Source organism: Mediterraneibacter sp. ICN-202921 (assembly GCF_037890075.1).
GTDB lineage: Bacteria > Bacillota > Clostridia > Lachnospirales > Lachnospiraceae > Mediterraneibacter > Mediterraneibacter massiliensis.
In genome coordinates this window covers 160210-183496 of the sequence record NZ_JBBKBE010000005.1, presented here as the reverse complement: position 1 = coordinate 183496, position 23287 = coordinate 160210, and the positions used below count along the sequence as shown (strand labels likewise).

The window sequence follows — 23287 nt, the reverse complement described above, 5'->3', positions numbered from 1 at the left end:
TCTCATCTCTGTTTGCTGCCTTTCCTATAAACAGGCGCTCCGCTTTTCCTATCAGAACCCCTGCTCCGTCCGGCGTATGATGTCATCCTGCAGAGATCTGGACAAGGTTGTGAACAAAGCGCTGTAGCCTGCCACCCGCACGACAAGATGTTTATACTGTTCCGGATGTTTCTGGGCGTCTAAAAGTGTTTCACGGCTGACCACGTTAAACTGCATATGGCTTCCCTTCTGATCAAAATAAGAACGGATCAGACCTACGAAGTTCTCCAGCCCCTGCCTGCCGCTCAAAGCGGAAGGATGGAATTTCTGATTAAACAAAGTTCCATTAGAAGCAATGTAATGGTCCAGTCGGGACACCGAATTTGCCGCCGCCGTCGGTCCGTGCGTATCCTTTCCGGCCGATGGAGATACACCGTCCGCAACAGGTGTATGTGCCAACCTTCCGTCCGGCGTCGCGCCTGTCTGCGCTCCCAATGGAACGTTCGCAGACACCGGATAGAGCCCTGCCTGGAACATACCGCCTCTCGGATTCTTATATTTCTCAAGAGGCTTTGTGTACGTATATGCCACATCTCGCGCAAAGGTGTCTACTTCCGGCAGATCGTTTCCAAATTTCGGCACAGCTTCAATCAGCTTTAGGATACGCTCTCCATTTTCCTTTGCCGCCTCAGATTCTGAAGCAGCGATTACACTTTTTAAGATCGCCGCTACTGTATGTTCGTTGACTGTCTCTCCTGTTTCCCGCATCTCTTGTGCGATTTCTTTGGTGATGTCCGATACATCTTCCTCGTTTAAGCCTTTTCCGTAGTTCGTAAGCAGAGCTTCTTTTAATTCCTTCATAGTGATCTTCTTTTCATCATACACCAATGTCTTCACCGCATACAATGCGTCTGCCATATTTGCCACTCCAAAACCCTGAGGACCTGTGAAATTGTATACAGCGCCGCCTTCCTGTACAGATTTTCCACGCTTCATACAATCGTCTACCATAGAAGACAAAAACGGAAGCGGGCAGCGCTGTGCATGAGCTACGTCGATGGCATTGTCGGCATTGACAAGCAGTTTGATCGCATAGTCCATCTGAACCTTGTAGGCATGGTAAAATTCTTCAAAGGTTTTCATGTCCTCTACCTCGCCGGTCTTTGGCCCGATCTGTACGCCTTTATCCTTTCCGTTATGGAATACCAACTCCAGCGGGCGGCACATATTGAAAAATGCTGCATCATGCCAGCCTTCTGTCTTTCCCGCTTTCTGTGGTTCCACGCAGCCGATGATATTGTAGTCCCTCGCATCCGCCAGCGTCAGTCCCCGGCTTATAAGCGCCGGAATGATCACTTCATCATTGTAGTAAGCCGGCAGTCCGATCCCAGTCCTTGTCAATTCCGCCGCTCTGATCAGAAATTCGTGCGGAGAGCCGTTCCATACCCGCACAGACAGGGATGGCTGCGGAAGCGCCACATGCATAGATGCCGTGATGCACATAAAAGACAGATCATTTGTCACATCCACGCCGTCTTCGTTTACTCCCCCGGCTATCAGGTTCTGAAACAGACTGTATCCGGCAAATCCTTCCGCAGACACGGCATCACGACATTTATTCAAATCATTTAATTTAACCCATACACAGTCCATCAGTTCCTGGGCGAATTCTTTTGTGATCTTGCCTCTCTCTATATCTTTCTTATAATAAGGATACATATACTGGTCAAACCGTCCCGGCGAGATCGAATGTCCGCTGGATTCGATCTGCAAGAGCTGCTGTACAAACCAGAACGACTGACATGCCTCATAGAAGCCGTCGGCACCTCTCTCTGGTACGTTCGCACAGTTCTGCGCGATCTGAAGCAGTTCTTTTTGACGTACAGGATCTTTGCAGTTTTGTGCTTCCTCAAGCGCAAGACGGGCATACCGTCTGGCATATGTGATCGCGGCGTCACAGCTGATCATGACCGCCTCTAAGAACCGTGATTTTCTCTGGTAGTCTCCATCAGAGAGACTTATAGAGGCCAGTTGTGCCTCCGCCTTCTCTTTGATCCCTGTAAAGCCAATTTCCAATACCTCCTGGTATTTGACAGTGACATGTCCCACGCCATTATAAAAATAATTGCCCGGCGTAAATATATTATGCTCCATGGCAAGCAATGTCTCCGGTTCCATATAAGCCGTTGCCAGTTCACTGGTGGTACGTCCTTTCCAGTAAGCGTCTGCTTCTCTTAACTTCTGCTTTGTCTCTTCCGCTATATAAAAAGGATCTGCACTTCTTGTCTCCACCGTATCAAATTCTGCTTCCAGCCACTCATAGGAAAATTCCGGATATGTCTGACATCCGCGGGGAGCGATCGTTGTACTTCCCACAATCAGCTCCCGGTCACGGATCACGATCGGAATATGCTCCAAGATATGCGCGAATGCCTTTGCTCTGCGAATGATCACCGGTTCATTCTCTGTTTCCTTATAAGACTGTGTAAGGAGGACCGCCCGCGCCGCTTCGATCTCCGGCATTTTCGCATACAGATCTTCCACCAGTTTCGCAATTCTGTCCGACTTAGGAAGCGGTGTACTGTCATATGTATATAATCCCATCTCCGTCTGTTGCTCCTTTCTGTTTGTTTCTCGGAATCGGAAACGCAATAGTCTCCGCCTAGTTTGCTCTTATTATATAAAAAGCAGACAGCAAAGTCAATAAAATCAACAGGGTTATTCATTTTTATTGTTGTTTTTATTGTTATTATCGCCGGCATATACGTTGTTTTTATTGGTTTTCCAAATTTCTTCTTGTTTTTCTTTCCCTGCAATGTATCGTGATCATCGTAATATACTCCTCGCTCTTTTGAAGAGACAGTTCATTCAATCCCTCTTCGTAGGCATATCCATTCAGTTCTAAGTTCTGTTTTTCTGCATAAGTAAGGATATCTTCGTACACTCCCCGCAGTTTATCCCAGCCGCCGATACAAAACGCCCGGATATACGTTCCGGCAGGCAGACATTCGTCAAATTCCAAAATATCCTCTTGTCCATAAGCGTAAAAACGGTCATACTGGGTAAAATTTTTCTGCCTGAGTTCTGACACAGCGATCCTGCTGCCAAAATTATCATACAGCCCAAATACTTTCTTAAGACGCATGGAAAACTCTGCCGCAACCGCGAAATCCTGGTCGTCGTAGTTCCCTGTGATCGGGGCAGAGACAAGGATCCGCCTTGCGGGCAGTAGGATCTGCTCCACTTTACCGTGTTCTGCGATCAACCCCAATTCTAATTTATCCGCTTTCTTCTGTAAAAAGTCTTTTGCCGCCAGCAGCTGACGGATAGAAGTATCGATCATCTGCTTCTTTTCAGAAACAATCTGTGCGAAAGAAGCATCCGACGGGCTGTCTACATAGGCTTTGATGTCTTCGATCGACAATCCGATCCTGCGCAGGATCAAGATCAATTCCAGCTGGACGATCTGAAAACTGGTGTAATAGTAATACCCATTTTCTCCTATCACTGCCGGCGAAAACAATCCGATATCATGATAATAGTGCAGGGTCCGCTTATTGATGCCATTTATCCTGGCAAACTCTCCCGATGAATATAGATATTTTTTATGTTTCATAAAAACCTCCTTGACTGTACAGTTACTGTACATTATATGATATGTCATGTAAAAGAAAAAAACAAGGATCGTGAGGTATTTATATGAAATTTACTACAGTAGAAAAACAGCATTGGAAAACCATTAAAACACTATATCTGGAAGCCTTTCCCAAGCAAGAACGGAAACCCTTCTTTGTTCTGCGGCACTGCATTAAAAGTGGAAAAGGGCAGCTGTTCATCGCCTTAGAAAAAGAGCTGCTCCTCGGCTTTATCCTTGCCATTCCTTATGAAAATATGGTCATGGTAGATTACCTGGCAGTCTCTGCAAATAGCAGAAATAAGGGAACCGGCAGTTTTTTGTTAAACCAGCTGTGCCGGCAGTTTCCGGATAAAAAAATCCTGCTTCTGATCGAACGGCTGGATGAGACTGCCGCAAATGCACAGCAAAGGACTGCTCGACGCAGATTCTACTTAAAAAATGGTTTTATTTCTTCCCAGCTTTTCACAACCGGGGCAGGCGGCGATATGGAGATCCTGTGCTATGGAGAGACTGTCTCCGGGGAAGACTATCTGCGTTTACAAAAATACGCCCTGGGAAATCTCTTTTTTCGATTATCAAAAATCAAACTTGTATAGTAAGGAGGTACAGAAAAAATCATGAAAACGATCTTTTCAAAAATCAAGCTTCACCCCCGTCAAATACTGGGACTGCTGTTATTCGTTTTGTTATCTGCCGTTGGGCAAATGCTTTTACCCTCCTTTTTGGCACAGATGATCAACAACGGCGTAGCGGCAAAGTCTAAACAGATGATCTGGATCTTTGCCATTGTCATGGCAGCAGTCACTGTGTTTTCCTGTATCATCAGTTTTTTCTCTGTCAAGATCGCCTCTTATATTTCGACAGATTTTGCGGCAAAACTAAGAGAAGCTGTATTCTCCACAGTACAAAACTTTTCCGCCGCGGAAATGGATACATTTGGCACAGCCAGTCTGGTCACACGGAGTACTTCTGATATTACAAACGTGCAAAATTTTCTAACGCTTCTGCTTCGCATCGGACTGTTGGCCCCTATGATGGCAGCTGCAGGTCTGATCTTTTCCGCTGCTACCGGCGGAAAAGTCAGTTCCGTCCTGTTGGTCGCGATCCCCGTTTTGCTGATCGTCTTATCTGTCATCATGGTACTGGCATCCCGGTATTCCATCCGGCTGCGCAAAAAACTGGATCAGATCAACCGCCTGTTTCTGGAATCCCTGGAAGGTGTACGAGTGATCCGTGCTTTTAACAAGCAGAAGACAGAAAGCGTGCGATTCGAGACTTCCAACGCAGATCATGCCATGACCGCTATGGCCGCCGGGCGCATCACCAGCCTTCTGATGCCCGCGATCAGTGTGATCTTCGGCGTAACGACCGCAGCCGTCCTGGGTATGGGGGCTTACTATGTAGATACCAATGCCATGGAAGTCGGTTCTCTGGTAGCGAACAGCCAGTATATCAGCATGGTCCTTACCTCTGTGATGATGCTCTCCCTGGTGATCATGATGTTTCCTACCAGTTATGCATGCGCCAGGCGGATCGCGGAAGTATTAGAAACATCAAGCAGTATTGAGAATGGATCCTTCCCGCTTTCAAAACGCCCCTTGCGCTCTACCGTAGAATTCCGCCATGTCACCTTTGCCTATCCACACGCGGATGAACCTGTTTTAAAGGATATAAGCTTTGTATCCCGTCCCGGAGAGATAACGGCGATCATCGGCGGTACCGGACGAGGAAAATCCAGTATCCTGAAACTTATCCCACGCCTGTATGACCCTATGTTCGGCGAAGTGCTGATCGACGGCATCAATGCAAAAGAGTATAAAGTCGACGATCTGCGTTCTTTGATCGGCTATGTACCCCAGAAAAATATCCTTTTCTCCGGCGACATCGCAAAGAATCTCAATTTTGGCAAAGAAACAGGGACAGAGGCAGAGTGGACACGAGCCGCTCGGATCGCCTGCGCCGAAGAATTTATCGGCAAAAAGCAGGATGGCTATCACAGTCCGGTCTCCCAAGGCGGAACCAATCTCTCCGGAGGTCAAAGACAGCGAATGGCGATCGCCAGAGCTTTGATGAAGGAACCGGAAATTTATGTATTCGACGACAGCTTTTCTGCCCTGGATATGAAGACAGACCGACAGCTGCGCCAAAATCTAAAAGAAGCCATCAAAGATGCTACCGTCATTATCGTAGCACAAAGGATCAGCACGATCCTGGACGCAGACCGGATCCTTGTCGTCGATGACGGTCAGATCGTAGGGAGCGGAACACACAGCACACTTTTGGAGACTTGTCCTTTATATCGGGAGATCGCAGAGATCCAGCTGGGAAAGGAGGCGCTGTAATATGAAGAACACAACGGTATTTAAGAGGTTATCCGGCTATTTAAAGCCCTTTCGCCTGCAGATTCTTTTTGTGCTGCTGGCATCCGTGATCAGCACAGCTTTCATGGTGCTGGCGCCTTTTCTGATCGGCAAAGTGACGACTACCCTATTCGCCAGCATTGCGGACGGCGTCTTTTACTGGGACACGATCCTCTGGCTGCTGACTGCTCTGGTCGTTTTATATTTTGTCTCGCAATTGTTTGCGTTTCTGCAGGGATTTGGCATGGCAAAGATCACATCCTCGGTCATGCAGACACTTCGGCGGGAGATCAACGAAAAAATGCACCGCCTAAAACTCGATTACTATGATACCCATACCCACGGGGATATTCTCAGCGTGATCACCAATGATGTGGATACGCTGAATAATACCATCAGCCAGAACCTGACTTCCGCCGTAGCGCAGATCACCACCGCCGTCGGCGTACTCGTGATGATGCTTACGATCAGTCCTGTACTTTCTCTCATTCCTGTCATTATGGTACCGCTTTCTTTATGCAGCGCCGCAGGAGTCATGAAAGCCAGTGAAAAATATTACGGACAGCAGCAGGAACTGATCGGCAGGCTCAATGGATATGTGGAAGAAATGTATAACGGCCAGTCTGTCGTACAGACATGCAACTACCAAAAACGCGCAAGAAAAAGCTTCCTGTCCCTAAATGAAGAATTGAAACAAACCTCCCGCAAGGCAGAAACAACTGCCGGCGCTATAAGCCCGATCACTACGCTGGTCAATGACCTGGGCTATGTGCTGTGCGCCGCCATCGGCTGTCTTTGGGCTATTGCCGGAAAGATCGCCGTAGGCAATGTACAGGCCATGTTGGAATATACCTGGCGTTTCGCAGAACCTTTTTCTGCTCTTGCCGGCATGATGGGCAGTTTTGGAGCGGCGGCAGCCGCAGGCAGCCGTATCTTCGGCCTGCTGGACGCAGAGGAAGAATGTCCCGACGCACAGCCGTGCAGTATACCAAAAGAACACAGCGGCCGTGTAGAATTTAAAAATGTAACATTTGGCTATACAAAGGATCATCTCCTGATGAAAGGGGTCGATCTGACAGTAAATCCCGGACAGAAAGTCGCAATCGTAGGTCCTACCGGAGCGGGCAAAACTACACTGATCAATCTGCTTCTGCGCTTTTATGAGCTCAACAGCGGTTCCATTTCCATAGACGGCGCAGACAGCAGGGAGATGTCCCGGGCAGAACTTAGGAGCCGATTCGGTATTGTCTTACAGGATACATGGCTGTTTGAAGGGACCATTGCAGAAAATATCGGTTACGCAGAAGAGGGTATGGAAAAGGAAAAAATCATTGCTTCTGCCAAATCCGCCTGCGCCCACAATTTTATCAAGACACTGCCCGGCAGTTACGACATGCTCCTTAGCAAAGGCGCAGAAAATATTTCTCAAGGCGAACGGCAGCTTCTGACGATCGCGCGGGCGATCGCCTCGGATCCGGAGATCATGATCCTGGACGAGGCCACCAGCAACGTAGACACTCATACGGAAGTACAGATCCAGAAAGCTATGGCAGAACTTATGAAAGGCCGCACCAGTTTTGTGATCGCACACAGACTTTCTACGATCAAAGATGCAGACATGATCCTCTATATGGAAGAGGGAGATATAAAAGAAATCGGCAGCCATGAAGAACTCATGGAGAAAAACGGCAAATACGCCATGCTCTATAAAAGTCAGTTTGCATAAGTGGATTAGCATTGACAAATGTTCCAAAACTACGCATACTAGTAAGAAAGGATTTTTATCTTATTCCGATTCTTTATGGAAAGGCTGATATTTATGGTTTCTTACGTATTTGATATACATACACATACGATCGCAAGCGGACACGGTTCCCACGCCACCATCACAGACATGGCAAAAGCAGCCCGTGCAAACGGATTGGAAATGCTTGGAATTTCCGATCATGGTCCCTCTACGCTGGGCGGAGGGAAACCTTCTTATTTCCGCAGCCTGGCGAACGCCCCCAGAGAACGTCTGGGCGTACGCATGCTTTACGGTGCGGAAGTCAGTATCCTGGACAACAACGGCACGCTGGATCTGGACAGCGGACTGCTCTCCAGTCTTGACTACGTGATCGCCAGTATCCATCCGCCCAAAAAAACGGGTACTGTAGAGGAGAATACCAGAGCCTATATCGCTGCTATGGAACACCCTTTTGTCACGGTCATCGGACACTGTGATGACACGAAATATCCCGTAGACTATCTGGCTCTTGTAAAAGCCGCCATGGAACATCATGTCCTTCTGGAGATCAACAACAATTCTCTATCTCCGGAAGGATACCGGGGAGACACCCGTTTTAACGATCTCATGCTGTTGAATCTGTGCAGACATTTTCACTATCCTGTCATTTTCTCCAGCGACAGCCATGGCACAGCGCATGTCGGTGATTTTACCTATGCCGCCGAACTCGCGGCACAGGCAAAGCTGCCAGAAGAGCTGCTCTTAAATCGCTCTGTAAAAAATTTCTTTGATTTTTTAGACAAAAAAAGCTGATCCTACATATTTTCATAGAATCCCGGACAGTCTAACTGCGAGGTGATTCTATGAAAAAACTGAAAAAATATGTGTGGATCGGCATTTTATTTTGTCTTATCCTGGGTTCTCTTAGTCATTTTTTCTATTCGTGGACCCTTTCTAATCCCATCGTGGGAATCTTCTGCCCTGTCAGCGAGTCTGCCTGGGAGCACATGAAACTCGTATTCTTCCCTGTTCTTCTCTATTCCGGCATTCTATGCCTGCTGTCCCCAAAAGAACTCCCGGCGCTTTTTTCTTCCTGCCTGGCAGGCACATTGGCGGGAACGCTTTTTATCCCTGTATTCTTTTATACGTATACAGGAATTCTCGGCTATCATACTTTATGGCTGGATATTCTTACTTTCATACTGGCAGTTTTGCTTTCCTTTTTCCTCCTGTATCGTCTGGCAGCGTCTTCAAAAATACGGCGTCTTTTTCCTATTCTCTTATTTTTGACGCTTCTTTTTATCTTAGCTTTTTTCTTGTTTACCTTCTATCCGCCAAAACTGAATATCTTCTCCTCTTGAAACAAAGATCCCCCTTGTCATGCGCGGCACGTCCATCCGCAAGGCACATCAGTAAAGAATAAGGACCCGGAGAGATCATCCTATGATTCCCCGGATCCTTATTCTTTGGGTTAGGTTCTTATTTTTCTAACTTTTTTGGAGGAAAAATTGAAAAATAATTTTTATATTCCAAAAGGCTTTCGCCTTATTGGCTGTTTTATCTGGTCACAATATCAACCGGTACATTATAGATCTTTGCTACCTTTAGTATCGTATCGATATGTCTGCCTGTAGCCGCCGCGAAATGATGTGTCGGTCCACATTCGCTCCAACGGTTTACAAATTCTCTAGCCCCGCATGTAAAGCGTGTCCGCATATTTGTATCGCCAAAGGAGAGTATCTTACCTTCCTCATTCACACCTTCCGCAACGATAAATTTAAAATGTCCGTCCCCATCCTGTGTAATAGCCAGATAGGTGACAGGGCCTGTATATGGATAGAACTGTGTCAGGTAACCGCCGCCCGTCTTTCCATGGAATACTTTTACGATCTTCATGGTCGGTTTCTTGTCGGAAATATCCGCGTCTCCGGATCCGCTGTGCCCGATGATCGCAATATCGTCATTAAAGTCGATGGAATACATCTCTGCCAGCTGGCCTGTCCCGGAGATCGTCTTTAAAATGCTCATCGCCATCGCGACTTTCATATCTCCTTCAACCGCACAGGCTGTGCCCTGTTTGATCAGCATAGAAAAGGCCGGGATCAGCATACTGTCGAGAACACCTGCTTTCCCCTGTGCAAAACCATCATAATGGGAAGCGATCAGACCAAGTTTTTCTTCTTTCACCCATTTTTCAAATGCCACGACATACTTGGCCATCTCCCACACTTCTTCGATGCTTCCGCCGCCTTCTATATCGAAAGTATCCAGAATATCCTCAGCTTTTGCGCGTATAGCGTCTTCATCTGTGACATCGTCCGCAATAGCCCACATCTTCTCCCAGTCAAACTGTTTTGTATATAAATCCATACGTCTGTACAGATTGGATTCATCAATATACAGATCCATCATACCCGGATATGGTCTTCCGATCTGCGCGATATTCGTGTCGCGGAATCTTCTTCTCACCTGTGCAGCACGGCACCAGCTCTCGATCTCTGTCTGTACTGCCAGATCTCCGCCTTCTACCACGCCTGTGATCACGGCATGTCTCTTTCCGTATCTCTCCAGGTCAGCCACCATCTCGCCGACGGCGCCGCATGCATAGCCTTCTCCAAGCCAGGACGCGATATCTGTGTGATCGTAATCCAATGCTTTTAATTTCTGCACATTTACAAGTACCACCGGAACATCCAGATCTTTAACTGCCGGAAGCATATTGTAGGATGTAGCGTATGTAAGAAGCTGCATAAATACAAGATCTACATCCGCTGCGCGGAATAGATTTCCCGCTTCCTGTGACTGCTCTTTTGTCGTTACCATCCCGCCGTCGATGATCTCTACTGTATCCGGCAGTGTTTTCTTAAACGCGTCATACTGCGCCTCAAATTCCGGCACCAATGACGGGAACTGCGGCAGATATGCGCCTAACGCAATGGAAAATACACCTACTTTTGCTTTTGTCTCAACTAACATTTTTTCTCCTCCTACAACTATTAAAATTCATACTCTTTTATATCAAACGAGTCTCTTACACATACTCTTGCCTCTGCAAGATCCCGGAATACACCGTCATGCAGAAGCTGTACGATCACATTTCCAATAGCGGTCGCTTCTCCTGGACCCGCGGATACTTTCTTGCCCGTATACTTCGCTGTCAGCTCGTTTAAATACCCTGCGTTGGAGCCGCCCCCTACCACATAGATCGTGTCATATGTATTCCCGGTGATCTCTTCGATCTCTTTCACCGTATCGCCATAACACTTTGCCAGACTGTTATAGATGACTGCTGAAATCTCCGCCACACTCTCCGGCACCTGCTGGTCTGTATCCCGGCAGAACTTCTGCACAGCTTCGATCATACTCTTCGGCGCCAGGAAACAATCGTCGTTACAGTCTACGATAGACGGGATCGTTTCTTTGGAAGCTCTTGAGCAAATCTCCGCAAAAGATAAATCTTCTGTAAATTCTTTTTTCACGGACTGGATCATCCACAGACCCATAATATTTTTCAGGAAACGGAAACGATGGTCATATCCGCCTTCATTTGTAAAATTCGCCTTCATGCTCTCCAAGGAGCAATCTGCCTCTTTCCTCTCGATCCCCATCAGTGACCAAGTACCCGAACTGATGTAGATGGCATTATCATCATTAGTCGGTACCGCCAGCACAGCAGAACCCGTATCGTGTGTAGCCGGAAGCACGACTGTACAATCAAACCCGACCTCTTTTTGGATCTCTTCTGTAAAATTCCCAACGACAGTACCCGGCATAGATACCGGCTGGAACATCTTTGTATTAAAGCCCAGCAACTCCATCAGTTCATAATCCCAGTCATTTGTCTTAGGATCGATCAACTGTCCTGTCGTAGCATTTGTGTATTCATTTTTCTTCACTCCAGTCAGCAGAAAATGGAAATAGTCCGGAATCATAAGAAGCGCTTCTGCTTTTTCCATATATTCCGGATGTGTCTCCTTGACCGCCATCAACTGATAAACGGTATTGAACATCTGCTTCTGAATACCGGTTCTCTTATACAGATCTTCCAGAGAAATCTTTTCGTACACTTTCTCATCCATGCCATTTGTGCGGCTGTCACGGTATCCCACTGTATCGCCCAGGATCTTGTCCTTTTCATCCAGCAGCACATAGTCCACACCCCATGTGTCAATAGACATAGATACGGGGATCTTTCCTGCCTCTTTACATTTTTTCAGACCATTTTTAATTTCTGTAAACAGGCGGTCCACATCCCAACACAATGTACCGTCCTTATTATCCATTCCATTCGGGAAACGGTACACTTCTTCCAGCTGCATCCTTCCCTCTTTGACAGACGCCAGCATATGCCGTCCACTGGATGCTCCAATATCAATGGCTAAATAGTATTTATCCATTTTTGTGCCTCCTTTGCAATTTTTCAACATACTCATATTATAAAAGAAAAGCAAGGACAAAAAAAGGACGCTATTTATGAAAAATACCGTCCTAATTTGCAGTATGCTCTATTCTATCTGGCTGTACACATGTTATTGTCCCTTTCGATATTCCTTCGGGCTTACTCCATATCTCTCTTTAAACTTCCGATAAAAATAGCTGCTGTTGTCATACCCCACCAGTTCAATGATATCTGCCACCGGCAGACTGCTCTTTGTCAAAAGATACGCCGCCTGCTGCAGCCGCTTCGAAAGCAGCAGTTCTTTGTACGTTCTTCCCATCCGCTTTTTGATCTCTCTGCTCAGCCAGTATACGTCGTACCCCATCATTTCTGCCAGTTCCGCTAAAGTGCCGCTCTTATAATGCTCGTCTACATAACTCAATACATTACCTGTCAGCTCTGTATCGAACTGCCGGTTTCCCAGCTCCATTTTATCCATATAGTTTAAAAGCTGCAATAAAAGCAGCCCCATCGTGATCTGATTGCAACTTCTCTTATTGGAAGAATCATAAAAAAAGGTCCAGACCATATTTTCGATCAGATTCTGCACCGGCAGGATGCCCGCCACATGGAAATACAAATACGACGTATCCTCGTCTTTTCCACACAAAGCCCCGATCAGAAAGTCTTTCAGCAGATTTTCTTCTCCGTCCATCATGGAAAACGCCGTATCGAAAAACTCTGGCAGGACAATAAAATTTACGGCTATGTCCGACTCCCCCGCAGGCAGTATCTCCTGCACTGCATTGGGATTCAAAAAGAGCAGATCTCCCTCCTCCAGGACGACCTGATTCCCATTGAGAATATGTGTCGTCGTTCCCTGGCACATATAGATCACCTCTACATAATTATGTCTGTGCTTCGGGAAATGTACAAATCTTGTGTGAGGGCGCACTGAAATCAGCTTCCCTTTCTGCAGAAGCTTCTCGCAGTCTATCACCATATCATTTTTTTCCGTATAAATACCGGGGTCAATTCCTTTTCTTCCAGCCAGGATCTTCTTTTCTTCTTCTGTAATGACAGATAATTCTCTCAGCAATTCGGCATCCATCGTATCTCCTAAACCTGCTTTATGATCTCTTTGGCAAGTTCCATATATTCTCCAGCACTGCGGCTGCTCTTTCTGTATGCAATGACCGGCGTATTATTGTCCTGTGACCATTCGACAGCGCTGTCCACTCGGATATATGTGTCAAATACGCTTACATTTTCCAGTTCTTTTAATGTCTCAATTGTCTGCTTAAAATAATTTTTCCTTGTATCTACCTTTGTGATAACGATTCCTCCCCATTTTAAGTCAGGGGCGATCTGCCGCACTTCTTCCAGGAATTCAAACATATTCCCCAGTCCGAACAGCCCCCACGGCGTCGATTCTACCGGAAGGATCACTTCATCTGACGCACAGAGTATATTCATCACCCAACCGCCAAGCGTCGGCGGCGCGTCGATCAGGATATAATCATATACGCCGGAGTCCACAATATTCTTCATGCTTTTTTTTAATATATATTCTCTCTGCCATTTCGTAAATAATTCATATTCTATAGAACTCATCAGTGTAGAAGACGGGATCAGATCCAAGTTTTTATAAGGGGACTGTACGATATACGCTGTCAGATCATCCTGCCTTTTGATCCCTTCATATAGATTGCGGGTACTCTGCGCAAATTCCAATACCTTTCCTTCATCAAAAAGAGACAGGGACAGGTTCATCTGCATATCCCCATCTACCAGCAGCACCTTTTTCCCCAATTCTGTCATCCCATACCCTACGTTAGAACAAGTTGTCGATTTTCCGCTTCCGCCTTTATTGTTTGCAAAACAGATCACCTTTGTCTTTTTCATTCTGCGCTGCTCCTTTCTGCTGTCTGTACTTTTTTCCGTCCATCCTTTACGGATGCCCCACACGTATGACTAACGACAAACGGCTCTACATCCGATCCGAAATTCTTCTCCACCAGCCTGCAGTATTCCTCATAGGCTTCTGTTCCCGCAAAGTCCTGTTTTAATGCTTCCTGCACCCCCCGATAATACCAGGCAATCGCAGATTTGCTCTGCATACAGAACCGTTTCCAAAGATTTTCCCCTTCTGCCGGATAATCTCTGTCTATATCTCTCATGTTAGACAGCTTGTCCGCCAGACCGATCATCTGCACCGGTCTGCACGCGCTTTTCAGACGTACGATCGTCGCTCCTTTTCTTTCCTCCCAGGACTTTGTCTTGTCTTCACTCTCAGAAGCCACCATAGATGCGACCCGTTCTCCGAATTTTTCCTTCAAAAGCTCTTCTGTGACCTCTTCACAATCCTCGATCGTATCGTGCAGCACCGCCGCACAGATGATCTCTTCATCCTGCGTCATTGCAGCGACAATATCCGCCACCTCGATCGGATGGACGATATACGGTCTTTTTGTTCCTTTTCTGAACTGACCTGCGTGCGCCCGCGTTGCAAACTCTATGGCTTCATCAATCATTCTTACTGCCGCCTCCTCACCTGAAAATCACTTTTCACCTAATAAAATCATACCATACGCCCTTTAGAATCACAACGAAAACAGTATACAAATTTTATCCGATACGCTATACTGATGATACGATATAACCTATAGACAGAAAAATCGAGGTGACGTATGGATCGTAAAAATATATTGATAACAGGCGCCTCACGTGGGATCGGGCGAGCCTGTGCTTTTGTCTTTTCCCAGGCAGGATACCACGTATTTTTAAACTGCAGAAGATCGCTGGATGAATTAGAAAAAGTACGGCAGGAACTGGAAGCGATTGGCGCTTCCTGCACAATTGTACCTGGTGATGTGGGAAATCCCCATGATGTGTCGCAGATTTTTGACAAAATTTTCAAACTTTGTCCTGGGCTGGATGTTCTTATCAATAACGCCGGCATTTCCCATATAGGATTGCTGCAGGATATGTCGGATACACAGTGGGAAGAAATACTTCACACCAATTTATCTTCTGTATTTTACTGCTGCCGTGCTGCTATTCCCTATATGATCAGACAAAAGCATGGAAAAATCTTAAACATTTCTTCTATGTGGGGTACGTCCGGCGCTTCCTGTGAGGTTGCCTATTCTGCGACAAAAGCAGGTATGGACGGCCTGACAAAAGCGCTGGCCAAAGAACTGGCGCCTTCGAACATCCAAGTAAACGCTATCTCCTGCGGTGTCATCGACACACACATGAACGCCCTGTTTTCAACAGAGGAACGGCTTGCGCTCAAGGAGGAAATTCCTGCCGGAAGATTCGGCGCTCCCGAGGAAGTCGCGTCACTTGCCTTCTCTGTGTGCAGCGGACATCCTTATCTGACTGGGCAGATCATCGGACTGGACGGCGGCTTCCTATGATACGGCAGAATATTCTGCATACAGAAAGCCATCTATATTCTCCGTCAAAACTTACTGACATGCAGCTTACATCAATTATATAAGGAGTACTTTGAAATGATAAATGTAAATGAACTCACAAAAATTCCTATGGAATGTACACTCCCTGAATTTGTAGGGACTACGGTTCTTGATACGATCGGACTTGTCATACCAAGCGCAGATCCTTCTCTCCTATCACAGATGCAGCTTAAGAAATCCTATAAGAGTCTAGGTATCTTAAGTTCCCGTACCGGGGCCGCAGGGCAGATCAACGCAGTAGACGAGGCAGTAAAATCAACAAATACGGAAGTCCTCTCTATCCAGCTTCCAAGAGATACCAAAGGCTGGGGCGGCCACGGAAACTTCATCATTCTCGGCGGAGAGAATGTTGCCGATGTACGCCGTGCGATAGAGATCGCGCTGGAATTCACGAAAAAATATGCCGGGGAGCTGTATATCAGCGAGGCGGGACATCTGGAATTTACGTATTCCGCCAGCGCAGATCAGGCGCTTTCTTTTGCCTTTGACGCACCTGTCGGAAAACCCTTTGGTTTTTTCTGCGGTTCCCCTGCCGCTATCGGACTTGTCATGGCTGATCTCGCCGTCAAATCTTCTCCGGTCCAGATCATCCGCTATATGACGCCGGATGTAGGAACGAGCCATTCCAATGAAGTGATCGCAGCCGTCACCGGAGAGGCGAGTGCAGTCAAAAATGCCGTGCTTACCGCCCGTGAGATCGGACTTAGACTGCTTGTATCTTTAGGAAGTTACCCTAAGACACCTTCCATCCCTTACCTGTAGGAAGTATTCTTCTCTAACGACACTGCAATATGCAGGAGGTATAAGATGATCGAGATACAAAATCTGACAAAATATTTCGGCGCTCTCTGTGCCGTCAATCACATTTCTCTTACCATACCGGACGGCCATTTCTTTGGTCTTCTCGGCACAAACGGAGCCGGGAAAAGCACTCTTCTGAAGATTCTGTCCGGTATTCTGACTGCGGACGAAGGAACAGTCAAAATCGATGCAAAGCTGTCCTGCTCTTCCCCTGCCTTTAAGCAGGCTTTTTTCTATCTTCCGGACGACCCATATTACTTTCCAAATGCATCTCTGGAGACGATGACACAGTTTTATAAGCGGCAGTATCCTGGTCTGGATGCCGACGCCGTCTCTTATATGGCGGACACCCTGAACCTGGATATGCGGCTTCCCTTGCGCACCTTTTCTAAAGGTATGAAAAGGCAGGCATTCCTCATACTTGCGCTGAATGCCGGCACAAAGTATCTGTTCTGCGACGAAGTGTTCGATGGCCTGGATCCACTTGTCACAGAGCTGATGAAGAACTTATTTCTGCAAGAAATGAAATGCCGGGATTTCACGGTGATCGTCGCTTCTCACAAACTGGATGATCTGCAGGATATTTGCCAAAACATCGGTATCCTCCACAAAGGGGGACTGGTCACATCTGCCGATCTGACGCAGGATCTGACAGATATACATAAAATACAATGCGTTTTTTCTGATACGTCGGCAGTCGAGGAACTGCAAAAAGAACTTCCTGTGATACGCTGTCAAACAGACGGTTATTTCACGACCTTGCTCGTAAAAGACGACTTATCCGCGATACAGCGCCTCATCCGGGAAAAAGAACCTGTCTTTTTTTCAGACGTCACTTTGACATTAGAAGAAATTTTTATGATTCAGATGGAGGAACATGGTTATGACATCCGCAAAATACTTCTTTAACTGGTTTAGGGAAGCCGGACGAGGGCATCTCACAGCCTTCCTTTCCTGGGGATTCTTCTGCATTTACGGTATGATAAAAACAGCCGGTTTAAATTTTCATCTCTATACATATACCGGCATAGGAAGCACGGAGCTTTTATACATATGTGCAGGCCTTGGCGCAGCCATAGGTCTTCTCGAATTCTTTTATCTGCTGCAGCCTAAAAAACTAGATTTCTACTATAGCCTCCCGGTGAAGAAAGGCTTCATTTTCTGGAGCCGTTATTTGCACGGTCTTTTCCACTTTCTCTTGCCGCTTTCACTCGTCCTTTCTGTTTTAAGCATTTATCAAAGCAGCATAGACAGCGAATTTTCCTCTTATATCCTATCCTATACCGCAAAAAGTATATTCGTCTGCCTGATGACCTTCCTGCTTTTCTACCATATCGCCATCTGCTCTGTCATCCTATGCGGAAATATAGTCGCCGCTCTGCTTTTGTCCGCAGGCTTCTTATCCTATTTCCAATTGCTGCTTGACCATGTATTTCTTCCTTTGATCACGCATTGTTTTCAGACGTATTATAGATCTCCTCTTCTAGAATCGCTCCTTGCCCATCTGGTTCCCAGTCAGCTCTGCCGAATACTTTGCGGCACGCAATTATTTGACAAACAGCAGATCCTTGCCTACACGCCCAAGGCAGACCTCGTCCTTGGAATACTTGTATGGAACGCTGTTTTATTTCTCATCATAGCTATGGGACAAAAAAAACGAAAAACTGAAATGATCGGCAGAATTTTTACTTTTGTCACAGCTGAACGGATCGTACAGATTCTGCTGACCTTCCTAGGCGGACTTCTATGCGGAACATTTCTGTTGGATATAATGAATCTGACACCGGCGAACTTTCTTCTTTGGGGAATCGTTTTTCTCAGCAGCTCCGTTATCGCCTGCACCCTTATACATTTTCTTTTGGAATGGCTTGTACAGGATGCGCACAGAGTCCTTCTGCGCCGCAAAGCGCAGACTCTTCTTACTGCTATGGCTGTTCTTGCGACGGGATTTTTGTTTCTTGCGTGCGCCCCTGTATATGATACCTATTTCCCCCAGAGTCTAAATGTATCCGCTTTAAGTCTCAGTGTCGCAGGGCTGCATATGGATGGAGAGACCTACTCCCAGGTCCTATATGGGGATTCTTATCCTACAGAGCAGCAGTTAAAACAATACTGTTTTACAGAAGACGCCAAGACCCTTGGCATGTCCTGGATTTCTTCTGTTATAGAGTCAAACAGGCAAAATTCTATCGACGGACAGTTCCTTCCAAAAGATTCTGCCTATACCACCGTCACCGTATGCTACCATATGGATCATGGACAAAAGCATTACCGTGTCTATCCTTTAAGCAAAGAAATGTTTGCTGCTTTTGCCTCTGTCTATGAATCAGACGAATATAAAAAGGCCGCATATCCCGCCTCCTCACCAACTTATCTGGCAGATACCGGCAAAGATCTGTTCACCTGGTCTGACGGCGTAAGCAAGCTGCCTCTTAAACTGACCTCCGAAGATAAGCAAAACCTACTGAGCGCTTACGCTGCCGATATACAAAAACTGAAAATGCAGTCTCTTACGCAGACCGTACCTGCCGGGATATTAAGCATCACCTCTCAGCAGACGGGATATGTACAGGAACTTCCTATATATCCATTTTTTACACAGACCTGCTCCTTACTGGCCGATTTTGGAACAGATACAGATAAGACAATCGCTGATTATCCGATCTCTTCCATTGAGATGTATTCTTCCTATACTGTCCCTGCCGATTCCAGTGGAGGAACCATTCATCATTTCTATGAGACTCCGGAAGAGATCGAAAAATGGAAATACAGCCTGGTCCCGGAGACATTTGATATACAACCTCTCCTTACGCCCCTGACACAGGAAGGCAGAGTCAAAATAGAAAATACAGAAACAACCTCCTATAATGAGATCAAATGCCGGATAAAATAGAAATTTAACGAAGCAACAAGCAGTGCGAAAAGAACAGATCATGCCATGTGTCATGCTTGCATGTAAACAGGGTATGATCTGTTTCTTTTCATTCGGCGACTGCCGATAGCGAAATGAAGCGGAAGCGGAATTGAGCTAACACTGCGGAAGTAATCAAAGAAATATGAAGTCAATTAAATTTATATTTATTTATTGTAGTTTATCTTCTGTTGTGTTAAGGTAAAACTATCTTTTTAGATGCGCATCTATAAGAAAGAGTCTTGTGTTTTTCCAAAAGCACAGTCTGATGATCTGCTCTGTACAGATCATTCTGTTTTATCCGGTTTCCGGATCGTCAATATATCCGGATCTTTATCCGGGATATTCGCAAACATTTACCCAAAGAAACAAAATCACATATTTGTGCCGGAGAAATTTTACGTCACAGGCTATTTAGGGAAAAGTGTTGTAAACCGGCAGGCTTTTCCCTATAATGAAAGGAGAAAAGTACAGATGGAACTAAAACAAAAGCCATTGAAGGATTTGAACCTGCTGGATCGTTTTTTATTCGCACAGGCGACGGACGACCCGGATACCATGCGGGATATACTGGAGATCATCTTAGGGAGAGAGGTTGTATTAAAACTGCTGCCCCAGACGGAAAAGGAACAGCGCTCCCATCCTTTAAACCGTTATGTGCGGCTGGATGTATGGGCCATGGATGAAGAAGACACGGTATATAATACAGAAGTCCAGAAAGAGAACACGGGAAACCTTCCGAAACGGAGCCGCTTCTATCAGGCGCTGATCGACTCGAATCTGTTGACTCCGGGAGAAGTCGTCTTCCAGAAATTAAATCCCGTATATATCATCCTGATCTGTCCCTTTGACCTGTTCGGATACGGACTGTACCGCTATACCTTCCGTATGCAGTGTGAGGAAGTACCGGAACTCTCTCTGGGAGACGACGCTGTCCGTATCTTCCTCAATACCCATGGAACGAATATCAAAGGGGTGTCGGAAGAACTGGTGGAACTCCTTAGGTATATGGAGCACACCACAGAAGAAGTGAGCAGGACCTGTGCCAGCGAGCGGATCCATAACATCCAGAAGCGCATCCGGGCGATCAAATCCAGTGAAAAGATCGGAGTGAGGTATATGCAGGCTTGGGAAGAAAAGATCATGGAACGCAATGAAGCGCGCGAGGAAGGAATACGCGAAGGCCATGCTTCCGGATTAAAAGAAGGGATGGTACAGGGCGGACTGCAAAAATTGCAGGAGCAGATAGAAAAGAAAGTTCGGAAGGGATATTCCGCTGAGGATATAGCGGAAATGCTGGAAACAGATATAGAAACCGTCCAGAAGTTCATAAAAAAATAGAATAGAAATTTGACGAAGCAACAAGCAGTGCGAAAAAAACAGATTATGCCATGTGTCATGCTTGCATGTAAACAAGGTGTGCTCTGTTTCTTTTCATTCGGCGACTGCCGATAGCGAAACGAAGCGTAAGCGGAATTGAGCTAACACTGCGGAAGTAATCAAAAGAAATAGGAAGTCAAACGGCAACGGGGGCGCATGAAATGTGTATTTTGCATCGCTCGTCAAGGCTGCGCCGAAATTCCTCGCTCACGCAAAACACACATATTTTCCACGCCCATTTTGTCAGTTAAATTTATCTTTCTTTTACCAGTACTTTAAGGATTTCTGCCATATACATCACATGATAATCTTTTTTCGGATACCATTTTTCATTGATTCCGTCTTCCTGGGTAAAACACTGTGGTCCCATTTCCTGACGGTATAATTTACGGCAAACAAAAATCATGTTTGCTTCCTCAAAAGCGGTTGTCCCATCCACGTAATACGGAGTCAGTCCTGCCTCTTTTTCTTTCTCACAGTCCCGTCCTGATCTGCTTCCACATATATTTAAGGCTTTGCGATATGTCTCATCATAAAAAGATAGCGTAAACATCTCCTGTTCATCTACAAATTCCCTTGTATACCGTTGAGGTCTGATATACGCAGTGGCTACACTTTTTCCCCACATGATCCCCACGCCGCCCCAGCTGGCAGTCATCGTATTATGCTTTTTTTCATCCCCGGCAGTGATCAGCATCCACTCTTCCCCAATTTTTGTAAAAGGGTTAAACTCCAACGTCTCAATATTTACTTCTTTAAAACCCATGTCCTCTCCTCCTTCTCCTATAGCAGACGCAAATCGCTATTTCAACACAATTTTCCGGAAGTTTTTCTTTCCTTTTTTAAGAACGATACCTTCTTTTTCAAATACTTCCTGGCCATAGATTACCGCGATATCTGTCACCTTTTCTCCGTCTACAGACGTTCCGCCCTGCTGTACCGCACGGCGTGCCTCTGATTTAGAAGGAACCAGTCCGCTTTTTACTAACAAAGTAAGAATGTCAATCTTACCATCCGTAAAATCTCCATCTTCCAACTCTGTTGTCGGCATCTGCGCCGCATTTCCCTGGCTGAACAGTGCCCGTGCGCTTTCCTGTGCTTTCTTTGCTTCTTCTTCCCCATGTACCAGTTTGGTAAGTTCATATGCCAGAATTTCCTTCGCCGTATTCAGCTGTGCGCCTTCCCAGCTGTCCATCTTATCAATTTCTTCCAATGGAAGGAATGTCAGCATACGGATACATTTCAGCACATCTGCATCTGCTACATTTCTCCAATATTGATAAAAATCAAACGGAGACGTTTTTTCTGGATCAAGCCACACTGCGCCAGACTGTGTCTTCCCCATTTTCTTTCCTTCTGAATTCAAAAGCAGCGTGATCGTCATAGCGCTTGCATCTTTTCCCAGCTTGCGCCGGATCAATTCCGTACCTGCCAGCATATTACTCCACTGATCATCCCCGCCGAACTGAAGATTACAGCCATATTTCTGGTACAATGCGTAGAAGTCATATGCCTGCATGATCATGTAATTGAATTCCAAGAAACTCAATCCCTTTTCCATTCTTTGTTTATAACATTCTGCCGTCAACATCCTGTTGACTGAAAAATGCGCACCCACTTCTCTGAGTAATTCAATGTAATTCAGATCTAAAAGCCAGTCCGCATTGTTTACCATCAAAGCCTTGCCTTCCGAAAAATCAATAAAACGGCTCATCTGCTTTTTAAAACAGTCACAGTTATGCTGTATCTGCTCCGGCGTCATCATAGAACGCATATCCGTTCTTCCTGATGGATCCCCTATATATCCGGTTCCTCCACCGATCAAAGCGATTGGCTTATTTCCCGCCATCTGCAGTCTTTTCATCAGACATAAGGCCATAAAATGCCCTACATGAAGACTGTCCGCAGTAGGATCGAAGCCAATATAAAAAGTCGCCTTTCCGTGATTGACCAGTTCTCTGATCTCCTCTTCATCTGTTACCTGCGCGATCAGTCCGCGCGCCTGCAATTCTTCATAAATTCCCATTTTTTCTCTCCTTTTCTTAGTTTTATCTTACTTTCAGGCATTGTTCGAATCCTGCTTCTGAAATATCAAAAAGCCACATTCCATAGGATGATCCAACACATATCCTGTATGATACTTTCTTACCCGCCAGGCAATCCATATGTCGCCTCCTGCACCTAAAATATTCAGTATACTCAGCCACAAGAGTACCGCGCTTCCCGTTATAAATGCGGCAACATATATGCCTATACCCAAAATCATTCCTGGAAAGAGACAGCCAAATACTTTCCATACAAAGAGTCCTGCCATGCCCAGTGGGAGAGACGTAACGACCACCATTACATTCGCCCGTACTACGGAAATGATCTCTGCCTTCTCCCGGTATCCTTGTTTTAACAGTATTGCTTTTTGCCGTTCATAGTTTTCTACGACCTTTTGTCTGGCCGGTCTGCCCCTCTTTTCTTTTTCCATATCTCAGACCCATATTCTCCATTGTGATTTTTTATGTTTATCTTATTGCTGCAATGCGGAATATTTTTTATTATATAGAAAATAATTTCCTATGTAATAAAAAACGCCCTTATCTAAAAAGATAAGGACGAATATATCGTGGTACCACCTTGCTTCA

20 protein-coding genes are annotated in these 23287 nt (G+C 45.9%); 10 read left to right on the top strand and 10 right to left on the bottom strand.

Annotated elements, in window-relative coordinates; translation table 11 throughout:
- Window positions 1-51 precede the first annotated feature (51 nt).
- Both WKT01_RS06645 and WKT01_RS06640 read right to left on the bottom strand, forming a co-directional pair.
- Entirely contained in the window at window positions 52-2583 is a 2532-nt protein-coding gene (locus tag WKT01_RS06645; RefSeq protein WP_340311706.1) for a glycyl radical protein, read from the bottom strand.
- Window positions 2584-2752: 169 nt separating this feature from the next.
- On the bottom strand, window positions 2753-3595 hold the full coding sequence (locus WKT01_RS06640) for a MerR family transcriptional regulator (RefSeq protein ID WP_270394932.1): 843 nt from the start codon (window positions 3593-3595) through the stop codon (window positions 2753-2755).
- A gap of 83 nt (window positions 3596-3678) precedes the next feature.
- On the opposite strand from WKT01_RS06640, the gene WKT01_RS06635 reads away from it, so the two are divergent.
- The 5 genes from WKT01_RS06635 (at window position 3679) to WKT01_RS06615 (ending at window position 9063) form a co-directional block, all read left to right on the top strand.
- Window positions 3679-4212, top strand: a complete 534-nt coding sequence (locus tag WKT01_RS06635; RefSeq protein WP_270394931.1) for a GNAT family N-acetyltransferase — start codon at window positions 3679-3681, stop codon at window positions 4210-4212.
- 21 nt (window positions 4213-4233) lie between these two features.
- Window positions 4234-5958 carry an ABC transporter ATP-binding protein gene (locus WKT01_RS06630; RefSeq protein ID WP_270394930.1) on the top strand — a complete coding sequence of 575 codons (1725 nt, stop codon included), beginning with the start codon at window positions 4234-4236 and terminating at the stop codon, window positions 5956-5958.
- Between the two features lies 1 nt (window position 5959).
- The gene (locus WKT01_RS06625; protein ID WP_270394929.1) at window positions 5960-7702 is read left to right on the top strand and encodes an ABC transporter ATP-binding protein; all 1743 of its coding nucleotides are present in this window, start codon (window positions 5960-5962) and stop codon (window positions 7700-7702) included.
- Window positions 7703-7795: 93 nt separating this feature from the next.
- On the top strand, window positions 7796-8515 hold the full coding sequence (locus tag WKT01_RS06620; RefSeq protein ID WP_270394928.1) for a phosphatase: 720 nt from the start codon (window positions 7796-7798) through the stop codon (window positions 8513-8515).
- A gap of 50 nt (window positions 8516-8565) precedes the next feature.
- Window positions 8566-9063, top strand: coding sequence for a DUF6512 family protein (locus WKT01_RS06615; protein WP_340311702.1), 498 nt, complete (start codon window positions 8566-8568; stop codon window positions 9061-9063).
- A 196-nt stretch (window positions 9064-9259) separates the two neighbouring features.
- Here the strand turns inward: WKT01_RS06615 and WKT01_RS06610 are convergent, their stop codons facing one another.
- From WKT01_RS06610 to WKT01_RS06590, 5 genes are all read right to left on the bottom strand, one after another.
- Window positions 9260-10678 carry an arabinose isomerase gene (locus WKT01_RS06610; RefSeq protein ID WP_340311700.1) on the bottom strand — a complete coding sequence of 473 codons (1419 nt, stop codon included), beginning with the start codon at window positions 10676-10678 and terminating at the stop codon, window positions 9260-9262.
- A gap of 20 nt (window positions 10679-10698) precedes the next feature.
- Entirely contained in the window at window positions 10699-12099 is a 1401-nt protein-coding gene (gene rhaB / locus WKT01_RS06605) for a rhamnulokinase (protein ID WP_340311698.1), read from the bottom strand.
- A 132-nt stretch (window positions 12100-12231) separates the two neighbouring features.
- Window positions 12232-13191, bottom strand: a complete 960-nt coding sequence (locus WKT01_RS06600) for an AraC family transcriptional regulator (protein WP_340311696.1) — start codon at window positions 13189-13191, stop codon at window positions 12232-12234.
- Window positions 13192-13199: 8 nt separating this feature from the next.
- On the bottom strand, window positions 13200-13985 hold the full coding sequence (locus WKT01_RS06595) for a ParA family protein (protein WP_340311694.1): 786 nt from the start codon (window positions 13983-13985) through the stop codon (window positions 13200-13202).
- Complete coding sequence (locus WKT01_RS06590; protein ID WP_270394920.1) at window positions 13982-14614, bottom strand: HD domain-containing protein; 633 nt, start codon at window positions 14612-14614, stop codon at window positions 13982-13984. Before WKT01_RS06590 ends, WKT01_RS06595 begins: the two co-directional genes overlap by 4 nt.
- 156 nt (window positions 14615-14770) lie before the next feature.
- Here WKT01_RS06590 and ymfI point away from each other — a divergent pair, with 156 nt between their 5' ends.
- The 5 genes from ymfI (at window position 14771) to WKT01_RS06565 (ending at window position 20615) form a co-directional block, all read left to right on the top strand.
- A complete protein-coding gene (ymfI, locus tag WKT01_RS06585) occupies window positions 14771-15502 on the top strand; it encodes an elongation factor P 5-aminopentanone reductase (protein WP_270394918.1) in 732 nt (243 codons plus the stop codon).
- A 96-nt stretch (window positions 15503-15598) separates the two neighbouring features.
- Window positions 15599-16324, top strand: coding sequence for a microcompartment protein PduB (gene pduB / locus WKT01_RS06580; protein ID WP_270394917.1), 726 nt, complete (start codon window positions 15599-15601; stop codon window positions 16322-16324).
- A gap of 45 nt (window positions 16325-16369) precedes the next feature.
- On the top strand, window positions 16370-17272 hold the full coding sequence (locus tag WKT01_RS06575) for an ABC transporter ATP-binding protein (protein ID WP_270394916.1): 903 nt from the start codon (window positions 16370-16372) through the stop codon (window positions 17270-17272).
- Window positions 17247-19256, top strand: a complete 2010-nt coding sequence (locus WKT01_RS06570; RefSeq protein ID WP_340311688.1) for a DUF6449 domain-containing protein — start codon at window positions 17247-17249, stop codon at window positions 19254-19256. Before WKT01_RS06575 ends, WKT01_RS06570 begins: the two co-directional genes overlap by 26 nt.
- 492 nt (window positions 19257-19748) lie before the next feature.
- Window positions 19749-20615, top strand: a complete 867-nt coding sequence (locus WKT01_RS06565) for an Rpn family recombination-promoting nuclease/putative transposase (RefSeq protein ID WP_340311686.1) — start codon at window positions 19749-19751, stop codon at window positions 20613-20615.
- 292 nt (window positions 20616-20907) lie between these two features.
- On the opposite strand, the gene WKT01_RS06560 is transcribed toward WKT01_RS06565, so the two are convergent.
- Genes WKT01_RS06560 through WKT01_RS06550 form a run of 3 tightly spaced genes read right to left on the bottom strand, consistent with a single transcriptional unit; the run spans window position 20908 to window position 23130 of the window.
- Window positions 20908-21420: a flavin reductase family protein gene (locus WKT01_RS06560; RefSeq protein WP_340311684.1), complete on the bottom strand. Its 513-nt coding sequence runs from the start codon at window positions 21418-21420 to the stop codon at window positions 20908-20910.
- A gap of 36 nt (window positions 21421-21456) precedes the next feature.
- A complete protein-coding gene (gene tyrS, locus WKT01_RS06555; protein ID WP_340311682.1) occupies window positions 21457-22680 on the bottom strand; it encodes a tyrosine--tRNA ligase in 1224 nt (407 codons plus the stop codon).
- A gap of 33 nt (window positions 22681-22713) precedes the next feature.
- A complete protein-coding gene (locus WKT01_RS06550; protein WP_270394911.1) occupies window positions 22714-23130 on the bottom strand; it encodes a DUF3267 domain-containing protein in 417 nt (138 codons plus the stop codon).
- Window positions 23131-23287 lie beyond the last annotated feature (157 nt).